The following is a 23,155-nucleotide window of genomic DNA, read 5'->3' on the forward strand; positions in this document are numbered from 1 at the left end:
TTTTTATGCCTTTGGGCAAGCGCGCTTTCGACCAATCGGCCACAGAAAAGGCCCCGACATTCCTGCCGGGGCCTTTCATTGACTGGGTTTTCGGTCCTTATTCCGCAGGCACAGCCTGCGGTTCGTCCGTCAGCGGATGCGGCAGATGGATCAGCATCTCTTTCGGGCAGACTTGCAGGAAGTTCGCCCGTTCGGTCGCCCAATCTGCCAGAATTTGCGTTGCCTTGCGGCTGCCGGTTTCGCGGGCATGCGCCTCGATCAGACCTTTCAACTGGCTTTCCCAATGCGCATGGCCAAGGCCACAGGTCACAAGGCTTTCCATGTTGATAAAGTCTTCGGCCACGCCCTCAGGGTCATAGAGATAGGCCATGCCCCCAGTCATCCCCGCGCCGAAGTTGGCCCCGATGCTGCCCAGGATCACCGCCACCCCGCCGGTCATGTATTCGCAACCGTTCGACCCGCAGCCTTCGACCACCACCTTGGCCCCCGAGTTGCGCACGGCAAAGCGTTCGCCCGCGCGCCCCGCCGCCAGCAGCAGACCATCGGTTGCGCCGTAAAGCACGGTGTTGCCGATGATCGTGTTGCGGCTGGCGTCCAGCGGCGAGGCCATCTGCGGACGCACAATAACCATGCCGCCCGACAGGCCCTTGCCAACATAATCGTTGGCATCGCCCATCACCTCGATCTTGAGGCCCCGCACCGCGAAAGCGCCCAAGGACTGTCCGGCATTGCCGGTCAGTTTCACCGTCAGATGGTCGGGTTGCAGGCTGTTCCGCATCCCGAATTTCTTGACGATGTGGCTCGACGACCGGGTACCGATGGTCCGGCTGGTGTTGCGCACGGCATATGACAGCTGCATCTTTTCGCCGTCTTCAAAGAAGCGCGCCCCGTCGCGGATGATTTCGGCGTCCAGCGTATCGGGCACCGCATTGCGCGGTTTCGAACGGTCATAGGTGATCCGCTGTGACCCATCGACGGTGATCAACAACGGGTTCAGGTCCAGATCGTCCAGATTCGCGGCACCCCGGCTGACCTGCGTCAGCAGATCCGCCCGACCGATGATTTCATCAATCGACCGCGCCCCGATGCTGGCCAGAATTTCGCGCACTTCCTGGGCGTAGAAGGTGATCAGGTTCACCACCTTGTCTGCCGTGCCGGTAAACTTGGCCCGCAGCGCCGGGTTCTGGGTGCAGACGCCCACCGGGCAGGTGTTCGACTGGCACTGACGCACCATGATGCAGCCCATCGCGATCAGGGCGGCGGTGCCGATGCCGTATTCCTCGGCCCCCATCATCGCCGCCATGACGATATCCCGCCCGGTGCGCAGACCGCCGTCGGTCCGCAGCGTCACCCGTTCGCGCAGGTTGTTCATCGCCAGAACCTGATGCGCTTCGGTCAGGCCCATTTCCCAGGGCAGGCCCGCGTATTTGATCGAGGTTGCAGGCGAAGCCCCGGTGCCGCCATTGTGGCCCGAGATCAGGATCACGTCGGCCTTGGCTTTCGCCACGCCCGCCGCAATCGTGCCCACGCCGCTGGCCGAGACCAATTTCACCGTCACCTTGGCGCGCGGGTTGATCTGTTTCAGGTCATAGATCAGCTGCGCGAGGTCTTCGATGGAATAGATGTCATGGTGCGGCGGTGGCGAGATCAGCGTCACGCCCTTGGTCGAATGCCGCAGGCGCGCGATCAGCTCGGTGACTTTCATCCCCGGCAACTGCCCGCCTTCGCCGGGCTTTGCTCCTTGGGCGACCTTGATTTCCAGCTCTTCGCAGGCGTTCAGATATTCCGCCGTCACGCCAAAGCGCCCGGAAGCCACCTGTTTGATCTTGGCGCTTGGGTTGTCCCCGTTCGCCTCGGGCAGGAAATGCGCCGGATCTTCGCCGCCTTCGCCGCTGTCAGATTTTGCCCCGATGCGGTTCATCGCGACGTTCAGGGTCTTGTGCGCTTCTGGCCCCAAGGCCCCAAGCGACATGCCCGGCGTCACAAAGCGTTTGCGGATCGAGGTGATGCTTTCCACCTCTTCAATCGGCACAGCCTTGCCCAATGGCTTGATGTCCAGCAAATCGCGCAGATGGATCGGCGGGTTCGCCCGCATCGCGGCCGAATACTGCTTCCAAATGTCGAACGACGCGCGGTCGCAAGCCGTTTGCAGCATGTGCATGGTGCTGGCTTCCCAGGCGTGTTTCTCGCCCGAACGCCGCGCTTTGTAGATGCCGCCGATGGGCAGAACATCCGACCCACCCAGCCAACCGCGGGCGTGAACCTCTTCCAGCTTTTGTTCAATGCCGTGCAGACCGATGCCCGAAATGCGGCTGTGCATGCCGGGGAAATATTCGGCCACCAAAGCGCGGGACAGACCCACCGCCTCAAAGTTCAAGCCGCCGCGATAGGAGGAGATCACCGAAATCCCCATCTTGGCCATAATCTTCAAAAGACCCGCGTCGATGGCATCGCGGTAGCGGCGCATCGCGTCGGTTAGCGTCCCATCCAGCAACCCGCGGCCAATCCGGTCGGCAATCGAATCTTGCGCCAGATACGCGTTCACCGTGGTTGCGCCGCAGCCGATCAGCACCGCAAAGTAATGCGCGTCGATGCATTCCGCCGAACGGACGTTGATCGAACAGAAGGTCCGCAGCCCCTTGCGGGTCAGCCAGGAATGGATGGCGCTGGTGGCCAGGATCATCGGCATCCCGACCTTGTCGGTGCCCTGATGTTCATCGGTCAGCACCAACTGCCCTGCCCCCGAACGCACGGCATCCTCGGCCTCGGCCCGGATGCGCTCCAGTCCCTTGCGCAGGTCATCGAGCCCTGCCCCGACCGGGAAGGTGCAGTCGATAAAGGCCACCTGATCACCGAAACGGTCCACCAGAACCTTGAATTCCTCGTTTGCGATAAACGGGCTTTCCAGCACCAGAATTTCCGTCTGGCTAGAGTTTTCGTCCAGCACGTTCCGCAGATTGCCGAAGCGGGTTTTCAGGCTCATCACCCGACCTTCGCGCAAACTGTCGATGGGCGGATTGGTCACCTGGCTAAAGTTCTGGCGGAAATAATGCGACAGCGGGCGATAGACCGAGGACAACACCGCCGCCGGGGTATCATCGCCCATGCTGGCGACCAGTTCCTTGCCGTCTTCGGCCATCGCGGCCAGAACCTGTTCCAGCTCCTCAATCGAATAGCCTGCCGCGATCTGGCGTTTGCGCAATTCAGCCCCGGTATAGGCCGGTTGTTCCGGGACATCCCGCAGGATCGAATTCAGCTCGACAACCTTTTCGATCCAGTCGCCATAGGGCTGGCTGGCCGACAGTTTGTCCTTCATTTCGGCGTCATGATACAGTTTGCCCTCGGCCATATCGACAGCAATCATCTGCCCCGGCCCCAAGGCGCCCTTTTCCCGCACGGTGGTTTCATCCACCGGCACCATCCCCGCCTCGGACCCCGCGATCAGCATCCCGTCGCCGGTGATGACATAGCGCATCGGGCGCAGACCGTTGCGGTCAAGCCCCCCGCAAACCCAGCGCCCATCGGTCATCGCCAGCGCGGCAGGGCCATCCCAAGGTTCCATTACCGCGTTGCAATAGGCATACATGTCAGCCCAAGCCTTGGGCATGTTCACGGTCTGCTTGCTCCAAGCCTCGGGCACCAGCATGGTTTTCGCCATTGGGGCCGAACGGCCCGAACGCACCAGAACCTCGAACACTGCATCCAGCGCGCCGCTGTCCGACGTCCCCGATGGGATGATCGGCTTGATGTCTTCAGCCATATCGCCAAACGCGCCCGAGGCCATGCGAATCTCATGGCTGCGCATCCAGTTGACGTTGCCTTTCAGCGTGTTGATTTCGCCGTTGTGCGCCAGCATGCGGAAGGGCTGGGCCAGCCACCATTGCGGGAAGGTGTTGGTCGAATAGCGCTGGTGATAGATCGCAAAGGCGGACTCGAACCGTTCGTCTTCCAGATCGGGATAGAACACTGCCACCTGTTCGGCCAGCATCATCCCCTTGTAGATGATCGACCGACAGGACAGGGAACACAGATACATCCCTTGGATCTGCGCCGCGATGGCGGCTTTTTCGATCCGGCGGCGGATGATGTACAGTTCGCGTTCAAACTGTTCTTCGTCGATATCCTTTTCGCAGCGGATCAGGATCTGTTCGATCTCAGGCCGGGTCGCATTGGCCTTTTCGCCCAGAACGGATGTGTCCACCGGCACATGCCGCCAGCCATAGATGTAATGGCCCATCCGCAGCACTTCGGTTTCGACGATGGTCCGGCAGGTTTCCTGCGCGCCAAAGTCGGAACGCGGCAGGAACACCTGCCCCACGGCAATGCGTTTCGCGGGGTCGGGCTCATGCCCGGTGCGGCGCACCTGATCCTGGAAAAAGGCGGCCGGGATCTGCACATGGATGCCCGCCCCGTCGCCGGTCTTGCCATCGGCATCCACCGCGCCCCGGTGCCAGATCGCTTTCAGCGCGTCGATCCCGTTCTGCACGACCTTGCGCGAGGGTTTCCCGTTCAGCGCAACAACAAGGCCTACGCCGCAGGACGAATGTTCGTCATCCTGCTTGTAAAGCCCGTTCTCATGCAGCCACGTGCGCTTGGCTTCCTCGGCGGCGACCCAGGCGGCATCGTATTTGGTCATGGCAGGCTCCCTTCATAGCTTGCGGGGATGGGCTGTTCCGCCCCCACGGCTTTGGACATCAGCGCGTCACATTCAAAGACGGGCTGGGTGGACATGAATCCGGGTTCCCCCGGAAAGATGAATTCGACAGGCCGCCCATCGATGGGCCGCCACTGGCCGTCGCCCAGATCGGTTTCACCCGGCCCGGAAAAGAACATGCGCCATTCGGGGTGGATGTATTCGTTGCCCCGGGCGCGTTCGATGATGTTGCCTTCGGGATCAAACCAGTTCGCCTCGAACGCGGTCTGCTGCAGGGTGATGCCGTCAATGGTGACGCTGGCCCCGGTCAGGGCATCCTGCCCGGTGACATGACGCTTTTCGCCATTGTCCTTGGTCAGGCGGAAATCCCATGTGTCAAGGTTGGTCGCCAACAACGTGCTGAACGAGGCCGCATCGACGGGGTTCGCGTCCAGCGTCTGAACGGTGCCTTCGGGGATCGACAGGCTTTCCAGCCATTGCGCCTCATGGTCGATCCGGCTGGCAAAGAACATGCCATCCTGATCAAAGTCGGCCCGCCACTGATCGCCCGCCGCATCGGCGCTGCATTTGTAGTAGTTCGACACCCGGCAAGCCCGCGCCTGGACAGTCATCCAGCCGGTGCAGCCTTCGGGCGGGGTAAAGGTTCCCGCCTGGGCGGGAAGAGCGAGGAAGGGGAGTGCGAGGAGGAGGCGTGTCATTGTGGGCACTCCAACGGAATATACTGCTCTTCCTCCTGGGAGCAGGCACCCAATCCGAAGTCATTTTCGATACCGAAGTAGTCAAAGTGCTTCTGCAACATGCTTCCATCACGCCCATTCACAGGGCCAAAGCACTCTTCACCACCCGCTTGGCAACTTTGAATGTTCTGTTCTTTCAACATGAGCGAAAAGCTCAGAATGACATTTACGGTGTCGTCGCCCATTGTCTCGAACGGAACCTCTACTGGCAGCATGTTCACCGTAAAAAGAAAAGGCGGCGCCCCAGAAATATCGGGCTTCTGGTTCGCATAAATCCAACGGTCCTTAAGTCGGATTGCCAATGGGGATTCGTCATTCAGCGTGACTGACGTTTTCTTGCCAGCAGGAAGATCAAACGTCACTTCTGCCAAACTAGACAGAACAGAGGACTCGGAAACTCCCATGCACAGTTCGATCCGACCTTGTATAGCGGCCTTCTCAGAAATCCCAAGAACAGGCGGTGTTCCTAAAGAACCATTAGATGCCGACGGCAAGTCATCCATGCCAGCTGGGCAATTTACCTGATACTCGAAAAGTTCGCCGCCTTTTCTTTCCTTGATCACGCAGGCAGCTTCTCCCGCAGCGTATGGAAATGTGACGTCCGCTTGGGCCTCATAACTGACACGAAAAGCAATCTTCCCCGGCCCCCCGCAATCTGGATGATCCGCAAGAATTTCGTAAGGCGCATAGAACGCTTCCGCGACCGCCTGCCCCGCATGGGCAGACGCCATCAAGACCGCTGCTAGGATCAGGGTCTTGCGCAGCATCCCTTACTCCGCCGCCACGCTGGCCGGTTGCGCCAACCACGCCAAAATCGAATCCGCCGCTTCGCGCCCGTCGCGGATCGCCCAGACAACCAAAGACGCGCCGCGCACGATGTCGCCTGCGGCATAGACGCCGGGCAGGCTGGTGGCGTGGGTTTTGAAATCGGCCTTGATCGTGCCCCAGCGGGTCACCGCCAGTTCCGGCACGCCCCACAGGGTCGGGATTGCTTCGGGTTCAAAGCCCAGCGCCTGAATGACCAGCTCGGCGGGCTCGACATAATCGGCCCCTTCGATCAGTTCCGGCATCTGACGGCCCGACTGGTCTGGCGCGCCAAGGCGCATGCGCTGGACCATCACGCCCTCAACATACTCGCCCCCAGTGAAACCCTTGGGCGCGGTCAGCCAGACGAAATCCACGCCTTCTTCCTCGGCGTTTTGCGTCTCACGCTGGCTGCCCGGCATGTTCGCCTTGTCGCGGCGATACAGGCATTTGACCGAGGTCGCCCCCTGCCGGATCGCCGTGCGCAGGCAGTCCATCGCGGTATCGCCACCGCCGATGACCACCACCCGCTTGCCCGCTGCGTTCAGTTCGCCCGAATCGTATTCCGGCACATCATCGCCAAAGCTCTTGCGGTTGGAGGCAGTCAGGTAATCCAGCGCCGCCACGATTCCCTTGGCCCCCACGCCCGGCGCTTGCAGATCGCGCGCCTTGTAAACGCCCGTCGCAATCAGCACCGAATCATGCTGGCCCCGGATCGCATCAAAGGACAGATCCTCGCCCACTTTGCAGTTCATCACGAATTTGACGCCCGCCTGTTCCAACTGTTCGATCCGCTGCATGACAACGGGTTTTTCCAGCTTGAACCCCGGAATCCCATAGGTCAGCAGCCCCCCCGCACGGTCATAACGATCATAGACAGTGACCTGCACACCCGCCCGGCGCAGACGGTCGGCGGCGGCAAGGCCACCCGGCCCTGCGCCAATGATGCCCACGCTTTCGCTGCGTTCGACCATCGGACGGCCCGGTTTCACCCAACCATTTTCCCAAGCCATGTCCGTGATGTATTTTTCGACCGAGCCAATGGTCACAGTCCCGTGGCCCGATTGTTCGATCACGCAATTGCCTTCGCACAGGCGGTCCTGCGGGCAGATACGGCCACAGATTTCCGGGAAGGTGTTGGTCGCTTGGCTGATCTCATAAGCCTCTTCCAACCGGCCCTGCGCGGTCAGGCGCAGCCAATCGGGAATGTTGTTGTGCAGGGGGCAATGCGACTGGCAGTAGGGCACACCGCATTGGCTGCAACGGCTGGCCTGTTCTTCGGCCTTTTGCGCCGCAAACTCGCGGTAAATCTCGTGGAAATCCTGCGCACGCAGATTGGCGGGCCGCTTTTCCGGCATCTCGCGCGACAGCGAGACGAATTTCAGCATCGGTTCTTTGGCCATAACCCTATCCCTGCGCAATCTTCGTGGGTGCGCGGTGATACAACGGGTCAGGAGAAAATAAAAGTCAGTATGAGTTACCTATTTGTAGGTTTTTCTCGCTGCGGTGCAGATTTATTTGATCAAAGGGTCGAAATTAGGTCAGCACACGATACCTATCACACTAAATACCCAGCAAAAGCAGGGTCAGGGCCACGCTGCCCAGAATGATTCGCCACCAGCCAAAGACAGCATAGCCGTGACGTGAGACAAAATTCAGAAGCCCCCGCACCACCAGCAGACCCGCGACAAAGGCGACAGCAAAGCCCACGGCAATCTGGTTCCAAGCGGTGAAATCCAGCACATCGCGGTTCTTCCACAGGTCAAAACTAACGGCCCCCAGCATGGTGGGCAGCGACAAAAAGAACGAAAACTCCGCCGCGGCGCGTTTCGATACACCCAGCATCAGGGCCCCCACGATGGTCGCGCCCGACCGCGACACGCCGGGGATCATCGCCACGCATTGAAACAGACCAATCAACAGCGCCTTGCGAAAGGGCAGCGCCGCCGCATCGTCGTGCTGCATAGGCGGCGTAAAGCGGTCAATGGCCAGCAGGACAAACCCGCCAAGGATCAACATCACGGCGATCAGCTTGGGCGTTTCAAACAGCACGGTCTTGATGAAATCATGGGCCAGCACGCCAATCAGCACCGCCGGAAGAAAGGCCAAAAGCACCGACACAATAAACCGCTGCGAGGCCGGGTTGTTGTGGGCGGTCGCAAAGGTTTGGCGCAGGCGCTCGGCATAGACCACGATCAGCGCAAGAATGGCCCCCAGTTGGATCACCACCTCAAACGTCTTGCCCGCACTTTCAAAACCCAGAAAATGGCCAAACAGCAGCAAATGCCCGGTCGAGGAGACGGGAATGAACTCTGTCAGCCCCTCGATCAGGCCCAGAAAGGCCGCAGTCAGCGTATCGCCCACCTTAGGCCTTCAGGTTCTTGGCCGATTCCTTGATGGCGAGGTATTGGCCCGACGGGCGGTAGCGCCATAGATATTCCGGCAGGATCGCCTCCATCGCGGTCGGCTGGATGCCCAGATCGGCAAAGCCCTTGGCATCCGGGGCGACGATATTGTCGTGGCGCAGGTTTTTCACCTGATCCCCAGTCAATATACTGTTCTTGATCAGACCGCCGGTGACGAACTGCACAAAATCCAGACCGCCTGCCAAAATCCGCCCCGCAAAGAAGGGTTTATTGACCACCAACCGCTTGCGCCGTACCACGGCCAGCATCCGGCCCATCAAGCCCTTGAACGTGTCAACATCCGGCCCGCCCAACTCATAGGTGCCGCTGGCCTGCCCCAAGACACCCTTGACCGCCGCCGCCGCCACATCATCCACAAAGACCGGCTGGAATTTGGTGTTGCCGCCCACGATTGGCAGGATCGGCCCGAAACGGGTCATGCCCGCGAACCGGTTAAAGAAGCCATCCTCGGTTCCGAAAATGATCGAGGGGCGCAGGATCATCGCACTCGGGAAAGCCGACAAAACCGCCGCCTCACCCTCACCCTTGGTGCGGGCATAATTGCTGCCCGCTTCCACATTCGCGCCAATGGCCGAAATATGGACCAGCCGCGTCACACCCTGTTCCGCCGCAATCCGCGCAATCCGGCCCGGCGCCTCGGCCTGAACCGCATCAAAGCTGTTTTTGCCCAGCGCGTTCAGAATGCCCACGCAGTTCACAACCGCATCAGCCCCCACCATCGCCGCCCGCACCGAAGCATCGTCGCGCACGTTGCAGAACACGGGTTCCACCTGGCCCGGCGTGCCATAGGGGCGAACAAAGATCGCGTCATTCGGACGGCGGCAGGCAACACGCACACGCCAGCCTTCGCGGGCCATGCGGCGGGCGATGTAACGCCCGACAAAACCCGAACCGCCAAAGATCGTGACCAGATTGCTCATCGCTATATCCCCATGGATGCGGGCCCTTGCTTGCGGCCTGAATAACCCCTGCCCCCGCCCCGAACAAGCGCCATTCCCGCAAGTTTTGCCTGCCTGCGAAAATTTTGCGGGCAGGCTGTTGACAGTTCCGGGGCGGCCATTTAGGACGCGCTTCACGACATCAGCCCTGGTGGCGGAATTGGTAGACGCGCTGGTTTCAGGTACCAGTGTTGCAAGACGTGGAGGTTCGAGTCCTCTCCTGGGCACCAATGTCTGACAAAAAACCCCGCAGTCCTAACGGATTGCGGGGTTTTTGCTTTTCAGGCGCGTTCACTGCCTGTCGGCCTTGCCCAAGCCTCGCATCACAGGGTCCGCCGCAGGCTTTCCGCCATCGCACGCCGTTTGGCAGCCATCACCTTGTCGCCCCTGGCCTCATGCAGATCAGCCAGCGCCAGATGCCTTTCGGGATTGGTGGCATCAAAACAAAGTGCCTGCCGCAGATGATGCAGCGCCTTCTCCGTGCCATCTGCCGCTAGGGCCGCCCGCGCCGCAATCGCCTGCAAAGCGGGTTCTGCCGGGGCCAAGACCAGCGCCCTTGTTGCCAGATCAACGGCCTGTTCCGCCCGCCCCCTGCCCAGAAGATGGTCAACCGCATGGGTCAGGGGCAGCGGATTCGTCGCCTCCAATCCCATCGCTTTTGTCCAAGCGTCCAAGGCCCCGCGATCATTGCGGCCAAAGCGGGCCAGAACATCCCCCAGCATCAGCCAGACCTTGGCCGATTGCGGATCTTTCCGAACCGCCTCGCGTGCCAGTTCCACCGCCTTGCGATGCCCCTTCTTCAATTGCACCGCCGCCGCCTTGCGCAGCGCCTCGGCTTCGGCCAAACTCGGCGCGCTATAGGATAGGCCGCTGACATAGGCCCGCATGAACAGCCTTTGGCACAAGGGCAGCAGCAGGCGCGATACCGGCCCCAGCCGCATATCCTCCGGCAAGTCCGCCATCTGGAAATCGGCAACCCTTTTCAACCGCCGCTGCGCCATCACCGCAAGAGACGTCGCCTTTGAGGGCCGAAAACGCCGCCCCCGCCGCCAGGCATCCAGAATCACCGACAGCACCAACCGCGGATCCTTGTGTCGCACACGAATTTCCGGGGCCCAGACAGTGGGCTCCATCCTGTCCAGCCGTTGGTTGAATTCATCATCCTCGCCCTGCCGCAGACCCGGCATGAAATAGCCCAGCCGCATCAGCACCTGCCGGTCAAAAGATCGGCCGAACAGTTGCGCCTTTTCCGGCGCAATGCCCGGATCACGGCTGAAAAAGCGCATCGACCACATCACCGCCGCAACCAGCGTACCCAAACGCTGCGGTCGCACCGACGACGCCACCGATACCGCCCCCGCCGCATGCCTTGCCAAGCGTCCGGCCACCCAGCCCGGCTCGGGCGTGCAATCCCCGGCCAGAAAGCTGACCCAGCGGCCTAGCGACGCATCAATCCCGATGTTGCGCGCTGCCCCCACGAACAACGGTTCTTCAACCTCGATCAGCCGAACCCTGTCCAGCAGATCGCCCAGCAAGGCCCGCATCGCCCCACCGCCCGAATTGACCACCACAATCTCGGTTTCGCTGGATTGTTGCGCCAAAGCCTTCACCACATCCCGCATCTCTTTTTGCGCACGGAACCCCAGCACGATCACCGACAATGGCCCCTGTCCGTTCCCACCGCCCTCGTGAACCTTCGCGGCGCCCGCAACCCAACGCCGCCAAAGCTCTGGTTCGGCATGCGTCTCTTGTGGGCCAAGCATCTTTGCCATCGTGCCTAGATCACTGTCCTCCGGATCCAGCGCCGCCAGATCCTTTGCCCAAAGTGCCGCCGCCCCCCGGCCTTTTTGCCGCAAAGAGCGGTCGATGAAACGCAAGCGGGTATGAACGGGGTCCGCGGGCAAATCGCTGCCTTCGACCTTAACAGGCGTGACCAGCTCCTCGCGCCACAAAGGCTGATAGGCTCGGTTCTGCGGGATTTCCTGCAAAACCAGCTCCCGACGATCGGCCAGATAATCATACCCAATCGCATTGTGCCGCCGATCAGGGTCCAACCGCGCATAGGTGTCCCGTCGCGCCTGACCCTTTTCTGCTGTCACATGGTGAAAGTGATACAGATTCAGCCCGGTCGAGACGTTGCGATAGCCCTTCTGCGGCTCGACCCAGCGCCCATGCAGGTCGGGCGCGGCCTCATCTTGGACGGCATGCACCGGAAAAAGCCGCATCTGCATCTTGTGACCCCAAACCCCATCCGCCCGCCAGGCGTTCGGGCTGAACATCTCGCGCAGGGCGAAATTCCACATCACCCGCCGCGCCGGATCTTCGGTCAGCTCTGTGATCCGTTCCGCCAAGGCCGCCTCAAAACGTTCATCCGGGTCCACCGCCAGAATCCATTCCGCGCCGTTCTGCCGGGCCACCGACAGCAAAGCCTTGCGGCGGTCCGGTTCATTGGAATGCAAGCCATGCTCGCCCCGATCATCCCAGATCACCGCCTCATGCACGATGGGGGACAGGTTCAGCAGCAGATCCGGCACCAAAGCCGCATCATGCCGAAAGGCGAAAACCGCCGAAACGCGGGGTTGGCCATTTGCCAAAGGCCGCAAGGAACGAATTTCAATCGGATAAGTCATACGCCGCTGAATTTTGGAACTAGGGTTTGATGCCCGCATTCCACCGTCGGGGCAAGCCGCCCATTGCCAGAATGACAGGGGTTTGACCGTGCCGATATGGACGCTGGCCCTGAAAAGCGCCATGTATGCACAAAGGCCAAGGGGCAAACATGACGATCCATCTTTATCAGGGCGACCTGCCCGACGATCTGCAATTGGGGCCGGTGGTGGCCATTGATACCGAAACCATGGGCCTTGACCCACGGCGCGATCGGCTGTGTCTGGTGCAACTGTCGGATGGCGACGGCAACGCCCATCTGGTGCAGATCGCCAAGGGGCAGACCTCTGCCCCCAATCTGGAATTTCTGCTGACCGATCCGAACACGATCAAACTGTTCCACTTCGGTCGCTTTGACATTGCCGCGATGAAGCAAGCCTTCGGTGTGGTCACAGCCCCCGTCTGGTGCACCAAGATCGCCTCGCGCATGGTGCGGACCTTCACCGACCGGCATGGGCTGAAGTATCTGCTGCAAGATCTGGTGGGGGTCGATGTTTCCAAACAACAACAGACCTCCGACTGGGGTGCCCCCGTCCTGACCGACGCACAAAAGGAATATGCGGCCTCGGACGTGCTTTATCTGCACCGTTTGAAGGATGAACTGGAGCTGCGTCTCAAACGCGAAGGGCGGATGGAACTGGCGCAGCGCTGTTTCGATTTTCTGCCAACGCGCGCGGAACTCGACCTGATGGGCTGGGACGAACCCAATGACCTCTTCCACCACTGATTTTCTGGCCACCGCCCGGCGGGTGATCCGGCGCGAGGCCGAGGCCTTGGCGATGCTGGGCGACCATTTGGGCGACAGTTTTGGTCAGGCAGTGGAGCTGATCCTGAACGCGCAGGGCCGGGTCATTGTGTCGGGCATGGGCAAATCGGGCCATGTCGGGCGCAAGATCGCGGCGACCTTGGCCAGCACCGGAACACCGGCGCAATTCGTGCATCCGGCCGAGGCAAGCCATGGCGATCTGGGCATGGTTATGCGCGGCGATGTGGCGCTTGTGTTATCCAATTCGGGCGAAACCCCGGAATTGGCCGATATCGTCGCCCATACCCGGCGCTTTGGTATTCCCTTGATCGCCATTGCCGGACGGGCCGAATCGACGCTCATGCGCCAGGCGGATGTCGGCATCCTCTTGCCCAACGCGCCCGAGGCTTGTGAGACGGGCGTCGTGCCGACCACCAGCACGACCATGACGCTGGCCTTGGGTGATGCCTTGGCCGTCGCCCTGATGGAACATCGGCAGTTTACGCCGGATCAGTTCCGCGTCTTTCATCCCGGTGGCAAGCTGGGCGCAAGACTGATGCGCGTGCGCGATCTGATGCACACCGACCTGCCCCTGATGGGCCAAGGCACCCCGATGAGCGAGGTGCTGCTGGTGATGTCGGCCAAGGGCTTCGGTGTGGTGGGCGTGACAACGCCGCATGGCGATCTGGCTGGCATCATCACCGACGGTGACCTGCGTCGTCATATGGCCGGCCTTTTGGAACATGTGGCGGGTGAGGTGATGACCGCCCATCCCCGTACCATTGGCCCGGATGTTTTGGCCGAACGGGCCGTCGCGTTGATGCAGGAAAAAAAGATCACCAGCCTTTTCGTCGTCGATCCCGAAGGGTCGGGGAATGCCGTGGGCCTGATCCATATCCATGATTGCCTGCGGGCGGGTGTCGTCTGATGGCACTGGCGCGGGGCAAGGGCTTTCATTCCAAGGCGGTGGCCTTGGCCAAGGTGATCCTGCCCCTGCTGGCGCTGGCGCTTTTGTCCACGCTGTTCATGGTCTCGCGCAGCATCAACCCGGAGGATGCAATTCCCTTTGCCGATGTGGATGTTGAGGATCGCGTTCGCGAACCCCGCATGACGGCCCCCACCTGGTCGGGTGTCACCCGCGATGGCTCCGCGCTGACCCTGACGGCGGCGGATGCCCGACCGCAAAGCGGTGGCGCGCGGGCCGAAGGCCTGCAGGCGGTGCTGGCCACGCCGGATGGCAAGATCACGACCTTCACCGCGGCAGAGGCGGATTTGAACCAGAATGACGGCAAGCTGGTGCTTTCGGGCGGCGTTCAGGTGGAAACCGCCGATGGAATGCAAATCACAACTGAAGGGCTGACCGCCCTGTTGGACCAAACCGAAGTCACCGCCGCAGGTTCGATCACGGCCCAAGGCCCGCTTGGCGTCCTGACGGCGGGCGGAATGCGGCTGACCCAAGGTCAGGCAGGCTATACTCTGCTGTTCCAGAACGGTGTGAAACTGATATACCAACCCACAGGCCCGAAACCCGATTGATATGACCCATCCGATGTTCCGTTTCCTGCTTGTCCTTTTGCTTTCCCTGCCGCTGGGTGCCTTGGCGCAAGGCGCTTCGGTCTCTTTCAAAGGGTTAAAGCAGGACACGACCCTGCCGGTCGAGGTGACAGCAGACAGTTTGGCCGTCGATCAGGCCACTGGCACCGCCACCTTTTCCGGCAATGTCCGCGTGGCCCAAGGGGCGCTGGTGATGACGGCGGGCGAAATCCGCGTGGAATATGCGGCCGAAGCTGGCAAGATTGCAAAACTCCACGCCAAGGGCGGCGTGACCTTTGCCAATGCGGGCGACGCGGCCGAGGCGGCCGAGGCGATCTACACCATCGACAGCGGTTCCTTGGTCATGTCGGGCAATGTTCTGCTGACGCAAGGCCAGACCGCCATTTCCGGGCAAAAGCTGGCCATCGACCTCAAGGCCGGGTCGGGCGTTATGGAAGGCCGGGTTCAGACGGTGTTCCAGCCAAAAGGCGGCAACTGATGCCGGAACTGACCGTCACCGAGGGGAAGGCCGGGCTGCGCGTCCTTTCGCTGCGCAAAAGCTATAAAAAGCGTCCTGTGATCCGCGACGTATCAATGAACCTGAACCGGGGCGAAGTCGTCGCTTTGCTGGGCCCCAACGGTTCGGGCAAGACCACCTGTTTCTATTCCATCGCAGGGCTGGTCACACCCGAAGGCGGGCAGGTCACGATTGATGGCGAAGATGTCACCCTGCTGCCGATGTATCGCCGCGCTCGCATGGGCATCGGCTATCTGCCGCAAGAGGTTTCTATCTTTCGTGGGTTGTCGGTCGAGGACAACATCCTAGCCGTTCTGGAAATCGCCGAAACCGACCGCCACAAGCGCCGCGAACGGCTAGAGGAACTGCTGGGTGAATTCTCTATCACCCATTTGCGCCGCACTCCCGCGCTCGCCTTGTCGGGCGGCGAACGGCGGCGGGTGGAAATCGCCCGCTGTCTGGCGGCCAATCCGAAATATCTGCTGTTGGACGAACCCTTTGCAGGGGTCGATCCGATTGCTGTGGGCGAGATCAGAGGCCTTGTGTCTGATCTGAAAAGCCGTGGTCTGGGCGTGCTGATCACCGATCACAACGTCCGCGAAACGCTGGAAATCGTGGACCGCGCCTATATTTTGCATGACGGCAAGGTTTTGAAGACCGGCACGACCGAGGAAATCGTCGGCGATGAAATGGTCCGCCGTGTTTATCTGGGCCAGAATTTCCGCATTTCCTGACGCTTGGGCGAAACCTGCCCACCCCTCTGCAAATCAGTTGACAACCCGCGCTTTCAGTCGTCCAATCAAGGGGATGGCTTGTTCATGCGCCCATGCCAAACCCGGTTCTCGCGGCTGCCCGCCCCTGGCAGCACCGCCCCGTTCCCCCCGTGAATCCGACTTCAATTTCAGCACGTTGGAAACCCCGCATTTACGGGGACAGATGCAGTTTGGGACGAAGGCAAAGGAGGAATCATGCGCTATCAGATCAGTGGCAAGCAAATCGACATCGGCGAGGCCCTACAGACTCACGTCAAGGCCGAACTGGGCGAGGTGATCGAAAAATACGCCCAACGGCCGACGGATGCCGTGGTCATTTTTTCGCGCAATGCCCATGAACTGGCTTGCGAGTCGGTGATTCACCTGTCGACGGGGCTAACGGCCCAGGCCAAGGGCCAGGCCACCGAAATCTATGCCGCATTCGAGGCTTGCCGCGAGAAGCTGGATAAACAATTGCGCCGCTACAAGCGTCGCCTGCGCAACCACCACAACAATCGCACGGCCCCGGTTGAATTCGACGGCGGCTCGTCCTATATCCTCGCGTCATCCGAGGAACACGAGGATACAGAGCCTGAAACGCTTCAGCCCATTGTCATCGCCGAGATGGAAACGAAGATTCCTTCGATCACCGTCGGTGAAGCGGTGATGCAGCTGGAACTGGCCGGGCAAAAGATGCTGGTGTTCCGGAACGAGGGTCACGGGGGTGTGAATGTCGTCTATCGCAGGGATGACGGGAACATCGGCTGGATCGACCCGCGCAACAGCAAATGACATGGGCTGACAAACCCAATGTCCAGGATCAACGGACCTTCATGGAACTTTCCAACGTTTTAACCACCGGCGCCGTTCGGGTTCTGGGACAACTGACCAGCAAGAAGCGGCTGTTTCAGGAACTGGGCGACATTGCTGCACAGGCCTATGGCTTGAACGCCAGCGTCGTCGTCGATGGTTTGCAGGAACGCGAAAGCCTGGGTCCAACCGGCGTGGGGCATGGCATCGCCTTGCCCCATGCGCGTCTGGAAGATTTGCAAAAGATCGTCGGTGTTTTCGTGCGGCTGGAAAAACCGCTGGATTATGACAGCGTCGACCGCCAGCCCGTGGATCTGATCTTCGGTCTTTTCGCCCCCAAAGATTCGGGCGTTGACCATCTGAAAGCCTTGGCCCTTGTATCGCGCACCATGCGGGATCCCGCGATCTGCGCCAAATTGCGCGCGAACACCGACCCGGCCAAACTGCATGCCATCCTGACCGAAGCGCGGGCTGCTCAACCCGCTTGAGGCGGCATCCAATCCGAAAAGCCAAAGCTTTGATAGTCGCGCGCCCAAGCGAGGCGCGCTGCGCCGTTTAACTCATCGGTCAGGACCGAAGCCAATCCGTCGACATCCTGCGCTTCATCCTGATAGCCCGGCCTGCGCCGGGCACCCACCTGCCGCCCCAGAAAGAGCAGACCTTCCGCCAAACGTTCTTCCCGCAAGATGAGGTCCGGTATCTGCATCTGCCCCATCGCTTCGATCAGCGTTGCCTGATTGGTCCAGCGCGCCGGCGTTCGCAGGCCGGTCTGGCCTGCCTGCACCATTTGCACAAACCGCAGAAAGGCCAGAAACCCCACGCGATGCGCCGCTGCATCGGCCTCGGGTGACGGCAATTCGCAGCGCATCATGCGTTGAAGATGGCCCAAGAACACCTTTTGACCGTCATCTCGCAGCAGTTGCTGATAGGCCAACCATCCTCGCAGCATGGGATGCCGCAGAACCGTAAAGGCGCGCGCATTGCCACGGGCCGTCCTCCATTTCGGATAGCTGTTGCGATTGAGCCCAGTCTCTACGCCGCCTCGGATCAATCCTTTCATCCACTGCACAAGCGAATCGCGTGGCCCCCCTGCGATCGGCATGAACACCAGCCCCAAGCCCCGTGATACGATGAAACCTTGCCCCATCGGTGCCCGCCGTGGCTCCGATAGCGGCGTCCGCATCAGGTTCAGTAGGTCGAACCGACTGGCCACCTGATCCAGAACCTCCGGGTTGGTCAATTTGTCCTGCAAAGGGCCGGGATTCTGCCGTTTCAGCTGATCCGCGGGCCGGTCCAGCCGCGCAGCCAACCCTAGCCAAGCCAGCAAGCCATTCAGAACCTCCACATTGCCCAGATCGCCATAGTCAATTTGGAATGCGGCCTGCCCTGTTACCTGCAACCGGTTGCGGATCACCTCGTGAAAGGACTGAACATCTCGCAGATAACTCTCGAATGCGTCCAGATCGAATTTCACCCGGCTCTGCCGCAGGGCGCGGGCGTTGCCCAGTTTCCACTGGCCAGTCTCCCGCGCGATTTGCAGCGAAACGAAACTTTCCACCGGATTGCGGGTCAGCAAGATTTTCCCACAGGTCGGATCATCCAAGACATGCGCCAGAACGCGGGCATCATGATCGTCAAACAAACGAAGGCCGGAAAGGCCCCTCGTCTCGGCCCGAACCTTTGCCAGAAAAGCCAGCGGGTCGGCGTCCCGCATCGCCAGATCAAAGCCCAGAAATTCTTGCTGCTGTGCCCGCCCTATGAATTCCGGGTTGAACAATTCCCCATAGCCCGCCACTTCAGGCACCGCGTTCAGCGTCGATTCAAGATAGTTGGACCCCGTCCGCATCCCCCCCAGAATGACAAAGCTGCGGAACACTCGTGTCGCCCCCGTCACTTGGCCACCCGCAAACGTCCCCGCTTTTCGCCGCCCTGAATCAGAGCTTCCAGATCGCCCAGATCACCGGCCAGCACCGGCTGCATCCCTTCATTCCGCAGCGCCTGCAAAAACTGCGGCAAGGGCGTCAAATCCACCATCTGCGGCATATCGGTCAATCGCCGTGCAGTGCCGGGGCTGATTTCATCCACCACCAATTGCAGATGGTCCTGCGCCCGCTCCAGAAACTCCACCAAGGACCAATGCCTAAGCCGCGCCTTCGAGGTGGGCTGACTCAGCAAATCCAGCGCCTCGGTCTCTTGCCGCTGCAACAGCGCGGCTTCGCGGCGCAGAGCGACAAAGTCAGCATCGGGCCGCACGGCCTGCATCGCCAGCGGAATGGCCCAAGCACCACTGACAACCGCCATATAGGCCTGTGGATCTGTCGCCACAAAGGGCAAAATGGCCAGATTATCTTGTGGCGCAAACTGAAAAATCTGTCTTTCGCCACGGGTATTCCAGATCAGATTGGCCAGAAACGCCTGCGGATTATAGTCGCGCAAAATCGGACTGTCCGACAAGCCGCCATTGAAAACCTGCTCGCCCCCGGCAAAGGCCGCCCGCTCTGCCCCAAACAACCGGCCATGCACCCGCGACCCGGTCAGCCGCGACAGCCAACCCTCAAAATCGGCGAACAGCACATCCAGCCCCTGCAACACTGCATAGGGTGCAGCCGTCCGCGCATTGACACGATCAGGCCGCGGAAACCGGCTTTGCATATAAAGCCCCGTTCGCCCCTTCACCCGACGCTCGGTCGCTTTGGCAAACAGGCGGTCGATCTTGCCCGGATTGGGCTCTCCATGCGCCCCCTGCCCCGGATCATCCGACAGAAAGGCCGTATAAAGCGCTCCCGCCCCCGGCCATATCTTACGCGCCACAAAACAATCTGACCGCCGCAACAATTGCAGATGGTCATCGTAAAAAAGATGCGGCCGCCCATGGACGTCAAATTTCGACAGCGTCAATGAACGACTTTCGATGCGCCGCGCATAACGGCGGGCCAAAGTCTGGAAATAGGATTCATCCGGAATCCACACCCGCCGGAAATAGCGGTCAATCTCTGGCCTGTCGTCCGCCTCCAGAATGGCGGCAAGCGTATCGCGCGTCAGGCACCACCACTGGCTCCCCAGATGCGGCGTGATCGCCTGCGGGATCCTCCGACGAAAACCGACCCGACGTTGCAGCCGAACATAGGTGTCAAACAGCCGCCGGTGTTTGCGCCAAGAAACCGGAAACCGCAGCGTAAAGCGTTCGATATCCAGCCCCCCCACCGTCCAACCCACATCTTCCGTGGTCACGCTTTCGATGAAGTCGGTGTCCGGGCGCTGCCCCAAGTAATCGCGCAGCGCCTGCACCGGACGCAAGGGCAGGCAAGAACCCGAAGCCAAGAACACATGCCCCACGCCCGGAAAATCCCGCAACATCACGCCCGCTGCGTCCAAGGTCGCCTGAACAATGGACCAAGTCCCCCATTCACAGGCCTGACGACTGATCACCCGGACATTCGCCAAACCCTTCAGCTTTTCTGCAAAAGCCCCTCGGTCGGCCGCTGAAACCCGAGTATCCACATGCACCACCACCGGGCAATCCCGTTCCGCAAGATGCGCAGCAACTTGCGCCGCGCGACCCAGCGATTGGTGGCAAAGCAGAACAAAACCGACCGTCATTTTGACCCCTACGCCCAATTGCCCTTGGACATCAGCCCCAAAATTTCCAACTGTCGCCAATTCACATAACGCTCACTCCACTTGCACCAAAGCGCGTTTTGAACCGACTGCTGATACGCCAGATACTCACGGCTGTTCGCATGATGCTCGTGGCGCTGCATTTCTTCATCCGCCTTTGCCGCCAGCGTATCGAGAAATTTTGCATGCAGCAGACAGCCCGACACTTTTTCGCCGCCCCAATCATCATAAACCCGGTTAAGACCCCTCGGCAAAAGCATATGGGTCGAGCTCAGATACGCAAAGCCCCGCTCCCACTTTACCAAGGGGATCTTGTTCAGCGCCGGGGCATTCTGCGGCTCGTCGGCAAACATCGTCCTGGCCCGGACGCCACCCTGAATCCACAGGTTCTGATACTGCGGATTCCGGCTGATCATATAGTTGCCGCTGTCAAACCAATGCGCGGCCTGAAAGGGGTCCTCCCCTTCGCCATAGGCCGCAGCGTGGATTGTCCCTTTCGGATACATATCCAATATCATCGCCGGCAACGCCCGTGCCCCGGAATCCTCTAACCAATCGGTCAAAGCCCGCAGTGACCGAGTCTCGCAAAAGGGATAAACTAGGAATTCATCGGGATCGACCGTCAGGCACCAATGGCCATGCCCGTATTTCCACGCCAGCCAACCCGTCCAATCGGCCCCATAGCGCGCCGACTTATAGCTGGCTTGGGTGGACCAAAGCGACACATCGCCCTGTTCGGCCAGATATTCTCGGGTTCCGTCGTCTGACCCATTCTCCACGATCAGAAAATGGTCAACACCAAGATCACGATAATAACGCAGGAAATACGGCAGACGAATGCGTTCGTTGCGCATCGTCGCGATCAGCAGAATGGCCTTCGGTTGAATCTGCGCTGTGCGGACCTGGACAGGCTGCAACTGGCGGCGACGGCCATAGGCCCGCCAGACCAACCGCTTGCGCCGCAGGCGCAGCCGATATGCCTCTGCCAGTTTCATTCAAAGTTCCCTCTATCCTTATCTAGTGGATTATCTGAAATTTTCCAAAAACTTGTTCATCTAGACCCACCCCCCCCTCGACATCAAACCCAGCGCTTCCAGTTGCCGCCACGAACCGGTCAGACGCGTCGAGTGCGGATGCCAAAGCTCGGGATCGGCGATCAGGCTGTCGTAATAGGGATCAAAATCTTCCGGTCGACCAAAATGCGCGCGACGGAATTTTTCCTCCGCCGATTTGTCCAGAACCAAGGGGCGAAACTTGTCATGCAGCAATAGGCCCGAGGTCAACTCCCCCTTGTCATAGACCGCATTCAGCCGGGGCGGCAAAAGGCTATGCGTTGCGTTATGGTAGGCATAGCGCCAATGCCACCGGACCAACGGGATCTTGGTCAAGGTCGGAGCCTGCCGTGGCTTGTCCGCGAAAAATGCCCGGGCCCGCGGCCCACCCTGCAACCACAGACAATTCAGGCCCGGCTTCCGCTGGATCACGTAGTTGCCCGCATCAAACCACTCTAGCCCCCCCCCAGCCGACAAAGGCCCCTTGGGGTAAAGGTCCAGCATCATCGCGCCAAAAGCTTCGCGCCCCTGCGATTCCAGCCATTCGGTTAAGGCGGACAGAGGGCGGGTCTGCCAATAGGGATAGACCAGCCGTTCATCGGCATCCAGTGTCAGGCACCAATGGCCTTGCCCATAGCGCGCCAACAAATGATTGATCCAGTCCATGCCAAAGCGCGCCAGCCGATAGCTGGCCTCGGCCCGCCAAAGAATGACATCCCCTTGGTCCGCCAAAAAATCCGCACTGCCATCCGTGCTGGCGTTGTCAACGATCAGAAAGCGCCGCACTCCCAGCGCCCTATGATGGGCCAAAAAGCCCGGCAGGCGGGCGATTTCATTGCGCAGGGTGCAGAAAACCAGAATGTCCAGCCGGTCGATACTGGCCGGATCCCCCGCCACCAGCCGCAATTCCCGCCGATGGCGGAATGCCCGCCACAGATGCCTGCGCCGTTGCCAGCGCAGGCGAAAAGCTGTCAGCAGCCCGCTTATTGCGCCGCCTTTTGCTGGGCGATCAGGTCGTGCAGATAACCTTGGAACTCATCCCGCAGATCATCCCGCGCCAGACCAAAGGCCACCGTCGCTTGCAAGAAGCCGGCCTTCGACCCGCAGTCATAGCGCTGCCCTTGGAACCGGAAGCCATAGACGCCCCCCTTGTCCACTTCTTCGGCAATCGCATCAGTCAGCTGGATTTCGCCTCCCGCCCCGGTCTTTTTCCGGTTCAGGTTGTTCATCACCTGCGGCGACAGGATATAGCGCCCGATCACCGCCAGGTTCGACGGCGCATCCTCGGCCTTGGGCTTTTCGACCATACCCTTGGCGCGGACGATCGAACCCATATCCTCGGCAATGTCCAAGACCCCATAGGACGAGGCTTTGGCCGGGGCCACTTCCATCGCCGCAACCATGTTGCCGCCGGTCTTGGCATAGGCCTCCACCATCTGTTGCAGGCAGGATTTTTCGGCCGCAATCACGTCATCGGGCAGCAGCACCGCAAAAGGCTCATCCCCGATCAGGCGACGCGCGCACCAGACGGCATGGCCAAGGCCCATCGCCCGGTTCTGCCGGACATAGGCAATCGCGCCGCTGTCCATGTTGGTGTCTTTCAGGATGTTCAGCAGATCTTTCTTGCCCGAACGCTTCAGTTTCGATTCCAGCTCGGGCGCATGGTCAAAGTAATCTTCCAGCGCCGATTTGCCCCGCGCCGTGACAAAGATGAATTCCTTGATCCCGGCCGCCCGCGCCTCATCAATCGCATATTGAATCAGGGGGCGGTCCACCAAGGTCATGATTTCCTTGGGGATCGACTTTGTCGCAGGCAGAAAGCGCGTGCCAAGCCCCGCCACCGGGAACACGGCTTTCGTCACCTTTTTCGTCTTCATCTTCTCGACCTTCATCCAGCGGCTT

The 23,155-nt window shown here is 60.5% G+C and carries 19 protein-coding genes and 1 tRNA gene; 8 read left to right on the forward strand and 12 right to left on the reverse strand.

Translation table 11 applies throughout. From position 1 onward, the window contains the following. Positions 1–97 precede the first annotated feature (97 nt). The 6 genes from gltB to IE095_RS05215 form a co-directional block, all read right to left on the reverse strand. On the reverse strand, positions 98–4,636 hold the full coding sequence (gene gltB / locus IE095_RS05190) for a glutamate synthase large subunit (RefSeq protein ID WP_189410572.1): 4,539 nt from the start codon (positions 4,634–4,636) through the stop codon (positions 98–100). Beyond that, the gene (locus IE095_RS05195; protein WP_189410573.1) at positions 4,633–5,352 is read right to left on the reverse strand and encodes a hypothetical protein; all 720 of its coding nucleotides are present in this window, start codon (positions 5,350–5,352) and stop codon (positions 4,633–4,635) included. The genes gltB and IE095_RS05195 overlap by 4 nt, the downstream gene beginning before the upstream one ends. Further along, positions 5,349–6,158 (reverse strand): hypothetical protein, encoded by an 810-nt coding sequence (locus tag IE095_RS05200; RefSeq protein WP_189410574.1) that lies wholly within the window; start codon positions 6,156–6,158, stop codon positions 5,349–5,351. The genes IE095_RS05195 and IE095_RS05200 overlap by 4 nt, the downstream gene beginning before the upstream one ends. Positions 6,159–6,161: 3 nt before the next feature. Further along, positions 6,162–7,598, reverse strand: a complete 1,437-nt coding sequence (locus tag IE095_RS05205) for an NAD(P)-dependent oxidoreductase (protein WP_189410575.1) — start codon at positions 7,596–7,598, stop codon at positions 6,162–6,164. 160 nt (positions 7,599–7,758) lie between these two features. Next, complete coding sequence (locus IE095_RS05210; RefSeq protein WP_229804536.1) at positions 7,759–8,559, reverse strand: undecaprenyl-diphosphate phosphatase; 801 nt, start codon at positions 8,557–8,559, stop codon at positions 7,759–7,761. 1 nt (position 8,560) lies between these two features. Next, positions 8,561–9,541 (reverse strand): complex I NDUFA9 subunit family protein, encoded by a 981-nt coding sequence (locus IE095_RS05215; protein WP_189410576.1) that lies wholly within the window; start codon positions 9,539–9,541, stop codon positions 8,561–8,563. A gap of 163 nt (positions 9,542–9,704) precedes the next feature. Between IE095_RS05215 and IE095_RS05220 the strand changes: the two genes are divergently transcribed. Further along, positions 9,705–9,789, forward strand: a tRNA-Leu gene (locus IE095_RS05220). A 93-nt stretch (positions 9,790–9,882) separates the two neighbouring features. Here IE095_RS05220 and IE095_RS05225 read toward each other — a convergent pair. Further along, positions 9,883–12,189 carry a glycosyltransferase gene (locus tag IE095_RS05225; RefSeq protein ID WP_189410577.1) on the reverse strand — a complete coding sequence of 769 codons (2,307 nt, stop codon included), beginning with the start codon at positions 12,187–12,189 and terminating at the stop codon, positions 9,883–9,885. A 149-nt stretch (positions 12,190–12,338) separates the two neighbouring features. Here IE095_RS05225 and IE095_RS05230 point away from each other — a divergent pair, with 149 nt between their 5' ends. The 7 genes from IE095_RS05230 (at position 12,339) to IE095_RS05260 (ending at position 17,071) form a co-directional block, all read left to right on the forward strand. Next, positions 12,339–12,953: a ribonuclease D gene (locus IE095_RS05230; protein WP_189410578.1), complete on the forward strand. Its 615-nt coding sequence runs from the start codon at positions 12,339–12,341 to the stop codon at positions 12,951–12,953. After that, entirely contained in the window at positions 12,934–13,899 is a 966-nt protein-coding gene (locus tag IE095_RS05235) for a KpsF/GutQ family sugar-phosphate isomerase (protein ID WP_189410579.1), read from the forward strand. Before IE095_RS05230 ends, IE095_RS05235 begins: the two co-directional genes overlap by 20 nt. Continuing rightward, the gene (gene lptC, locus IE095_RS05240; RefSeq protein ID WP_189410580.1) at positions 13,899–14,507 is read left to right on the forward strand and encodes an LPS export ABC transporter periplasmic protein LptC; all 609 of its coding nucleotides are present in this window, start codon (positions 13,899–13,901) and stop codon (positions 14,505–14,507) included. Before IE095_RS05235 ends, lptC begins: the two co-directional genes overlap by 1 nt. 13 nt (positions 14,508–14,520) lie before the next feature. Then, positions 14,521–15,003, forward strand: coding sequence for an LptA/OstA family protein (locus IE095_RS05245; protein WP_229804537.1), 483 nt, complete (start codon positions 14,521–14,523; stop codon positions 15,001–15,003). Continuing rightward, positions 15,003–15,755: an LPS export ABC transporter ATP-binding protein gene (lptB, locus tag IE095_RS05250; RefSeq protein ID WP_189410582.1), complete on the forward strand. Its 753-nt coding sequence runs from the start codon at positions 15,003–15,005 to the stop codon at positions 15,753–15,755. Before IE095_RS05245 ends, lptB begins: the two co-directional genes overlap by 1 nt. Before the next feature lie 234 nt (positions 15,756–15,989). Continuing rightward, entirely contained in the window at positions 15,990–16,565 is a 576-nt protein-coding gene (gene hpf, locus IE095_RS05255) for a ribosome hibernation-promoting factor, HPF/YfiA family (protein ID WP_189410583.1), read from the forward strand. Between the two features lie 41 nt (positions 16,566–16,606). Then, positions 16,607–17,071, forward strand: a complete 465-nt coding sequence (locus IE095_RS05260; RefSeq protein ID WP_189410584.1) for a PTS sugar transporter subunit IIA — start codon at positions 16,607–16,609, stop codon at positions 17,069–17,071. On the opposite strand, the gene IE095_RS05265 is transcribed toward IE095_RS05260, so the two are convergent. From IE095_RS05265 to galU, 5 genes are read right to left on the reverse strand one after another with little or no spacing between them, the layout of a single operon-like run. Next, positions 17,059–18,459, reverse strand: coding sequence for a nodulation protein NodH (locus tag IE095_RS05265; protein ID WP_189410585.1), 1,401 nt, complete (start codon positions 18,457–18,459; stop codon positions 17,059–17,061). The two genes, IE095_RS05260 and IE095_RS05265, sit on opposite strands and share 13 nt — an antisense overlap. Before the next feature lie 14 nt (positions 18,460–18,473). Beyond that, positions 18,474–20,183 carry a DUF5927 domain-containing protein gene (locus tag IE095_RS05270; RefSeq protein WP_189410586.1) on the reverse strand — a complete coding sequence of 570 codons (1,710 nt, stop codon included), beginning with the start codon at positions 20,181–20,183 and terminating at the stop codon, positions 18,474–18,476. Positions 20,184–20,191: 8 nt separating this feature from the next. Further along, positions 20,192–21,196 (reverse strand): glycosyltransferase family 2 protein, encoded by a 1,005-nt coding sequence (locus tag IE095_RS05275; RefSeq protein WP_189410587.1) that lies wholly within the window; start codon positions 21,194–21,196, stop codon positions 20,192–20,194. 60 nt (positions 21,197–21,256) lie between these two features. After that, the gene (locus IE095_RS05280) at positions 21,257–22,240 is read right to left on the reverse strand and encodes a glycosyltransferase family 2 protein (RefSeq protein ID WP_189410866.1); all 984 of its coding nucleotides are present in this window, start codon (positions 22,238–22,240) and stop codon (positions 21,257–21,259) included. After that, positions 22,237–23,130 (reverse strand): UTP--glucose-1-phosphate uridylyltransferase GalU, encoded by an 894-nt coding sequence (galU, locus tag IE095_RS05285; protein WP_189410588.1) that lies wholly within the window; start codon positions 23,128–23,130, stop codon positions 22,237–22,239. The genes IE095_RS05280 and galU overlap by 4 nt, the downstream gene beginning before the upstream one ends. Between the last annotated feature and the right edge of the window lie 25 nt (positions 23,131–23,155).

The organism is Neogemmobacter tilapiae (assembly GCF_014652215.1).
Taxonomy (GTDB): domain Bacteria; phylum Pseudomonadota; class Alphaproteobacteria; order Rhodobacterales; family Rhodobacteraceae; genus Neogemmobacter; species Neogemmobacter tilapiae.

Coding starts and splice junctions, on each gene's coding strand:
- gltB (WP_189410572.1), bottom strand. CDS start 4,636: ATGACCAAATACGATGCCGCCTGGGTCGCCGCCGAGGAAGCCAAGCGC.
- IE095_RS05195 (WP_189410573.1), bottom strand. CDS start 5,352: ATGACACGCCTCCTCCTCGCACTCCCCTTCCTCGCTCTTCCCGCCCAG.
- IE095_RS05200 (WP_189410574.1), bottom strand. CDS start 6,158: ATGCTGCGCAAGACCCTGATCCTAGCAGCGGTCTTGATGGCGTCTGCC.
- IE095_RS05205 (WP_189410575.1), bottom strand. CDS start 7,598: ATGGCCAAAGAACCGATGCTGAAATTCGTCTCGCTGTCGCGCGAGATG.
- IE095_RS05215 (WP_189410576.1), bottom strand. CDS start 9,541: ATGAGCAATCTGGTCACGATCTTTGGCGGTTCGGGTTTTGTCGGGCGT.
- IE095_RS05225 (WP_189410577.1), bottom strand. CDS start 12,189: ATGACTTATCCGATTGAAATTCGTTCCTTGCGGCCTTTGGCAAATGGC.
- IE095_RS05230 (WP_189410578.1), top strand. CDS start 12,339: ATGACGATCCATCTTTATCAGGGCGACCTGCCCGACGATCTGCAATTG.
- IE095_RS05235 (WP_189410579.1), top strand. CDS start 12,934: ATGACCTCTTCCACCACTGATTTTCTGGCCACCGCCCGGCGGGTGATC.
- lptC (WP_189410580.1), top strand. CDS start 13,899: ATGGCACTGGCGCGGGGCAAGGGCTTTCATTCCAAGGCGGTGGCCTTG.
- IE095_RS05245 (WP_229804537.1), top strand. CDS start 14,521: ATGTTCCGTTTCCTGCTTGTCCTTTTGCTTTCCCTGCCGCTGGGTGCC.
- lptB (WP_189410582.1), top strand. CDS start 15,003: ATGCCGGAACTGACCGTCACCGAGGGGAAGGCCGGGCTGCGCGTCCTT.
- hpf (WP_189410583.1), top strand. CDS start 15,990: ATGCGCTATCAGATCAGTGGCAAGCAAATCGACATCGGCGAGGCCCTA.
- IE095_RS05260 (WP_189410584.1), top strand. CDS start 16,607: ATGGAACTTTCCAACGTTTTAACCACCGGCGCCGTTCGGGTTCTGGGA.
- IE095_RS05270 (WP_189410586.1), bottom strand. CDS start 20,183: ATGACGGTCGGTTTTGTTCTGCTTTGCCACCAATCGCTGGGTCGCGCG.
- IE095_RS05275 (WP_189410587.1), bottom strand. CDS start 21,196: ATGAAACTGGCAGAGGCATATCGGCTGCGCCTGCGGCGCAAGCGGTTG.
- galU (WP_189410588.1), bottom strand. CDS start 23,130: ATGAAGACGAAAAAGGTGACGAAAGCCGTGTTCCCGGTGGCGGGGCTT.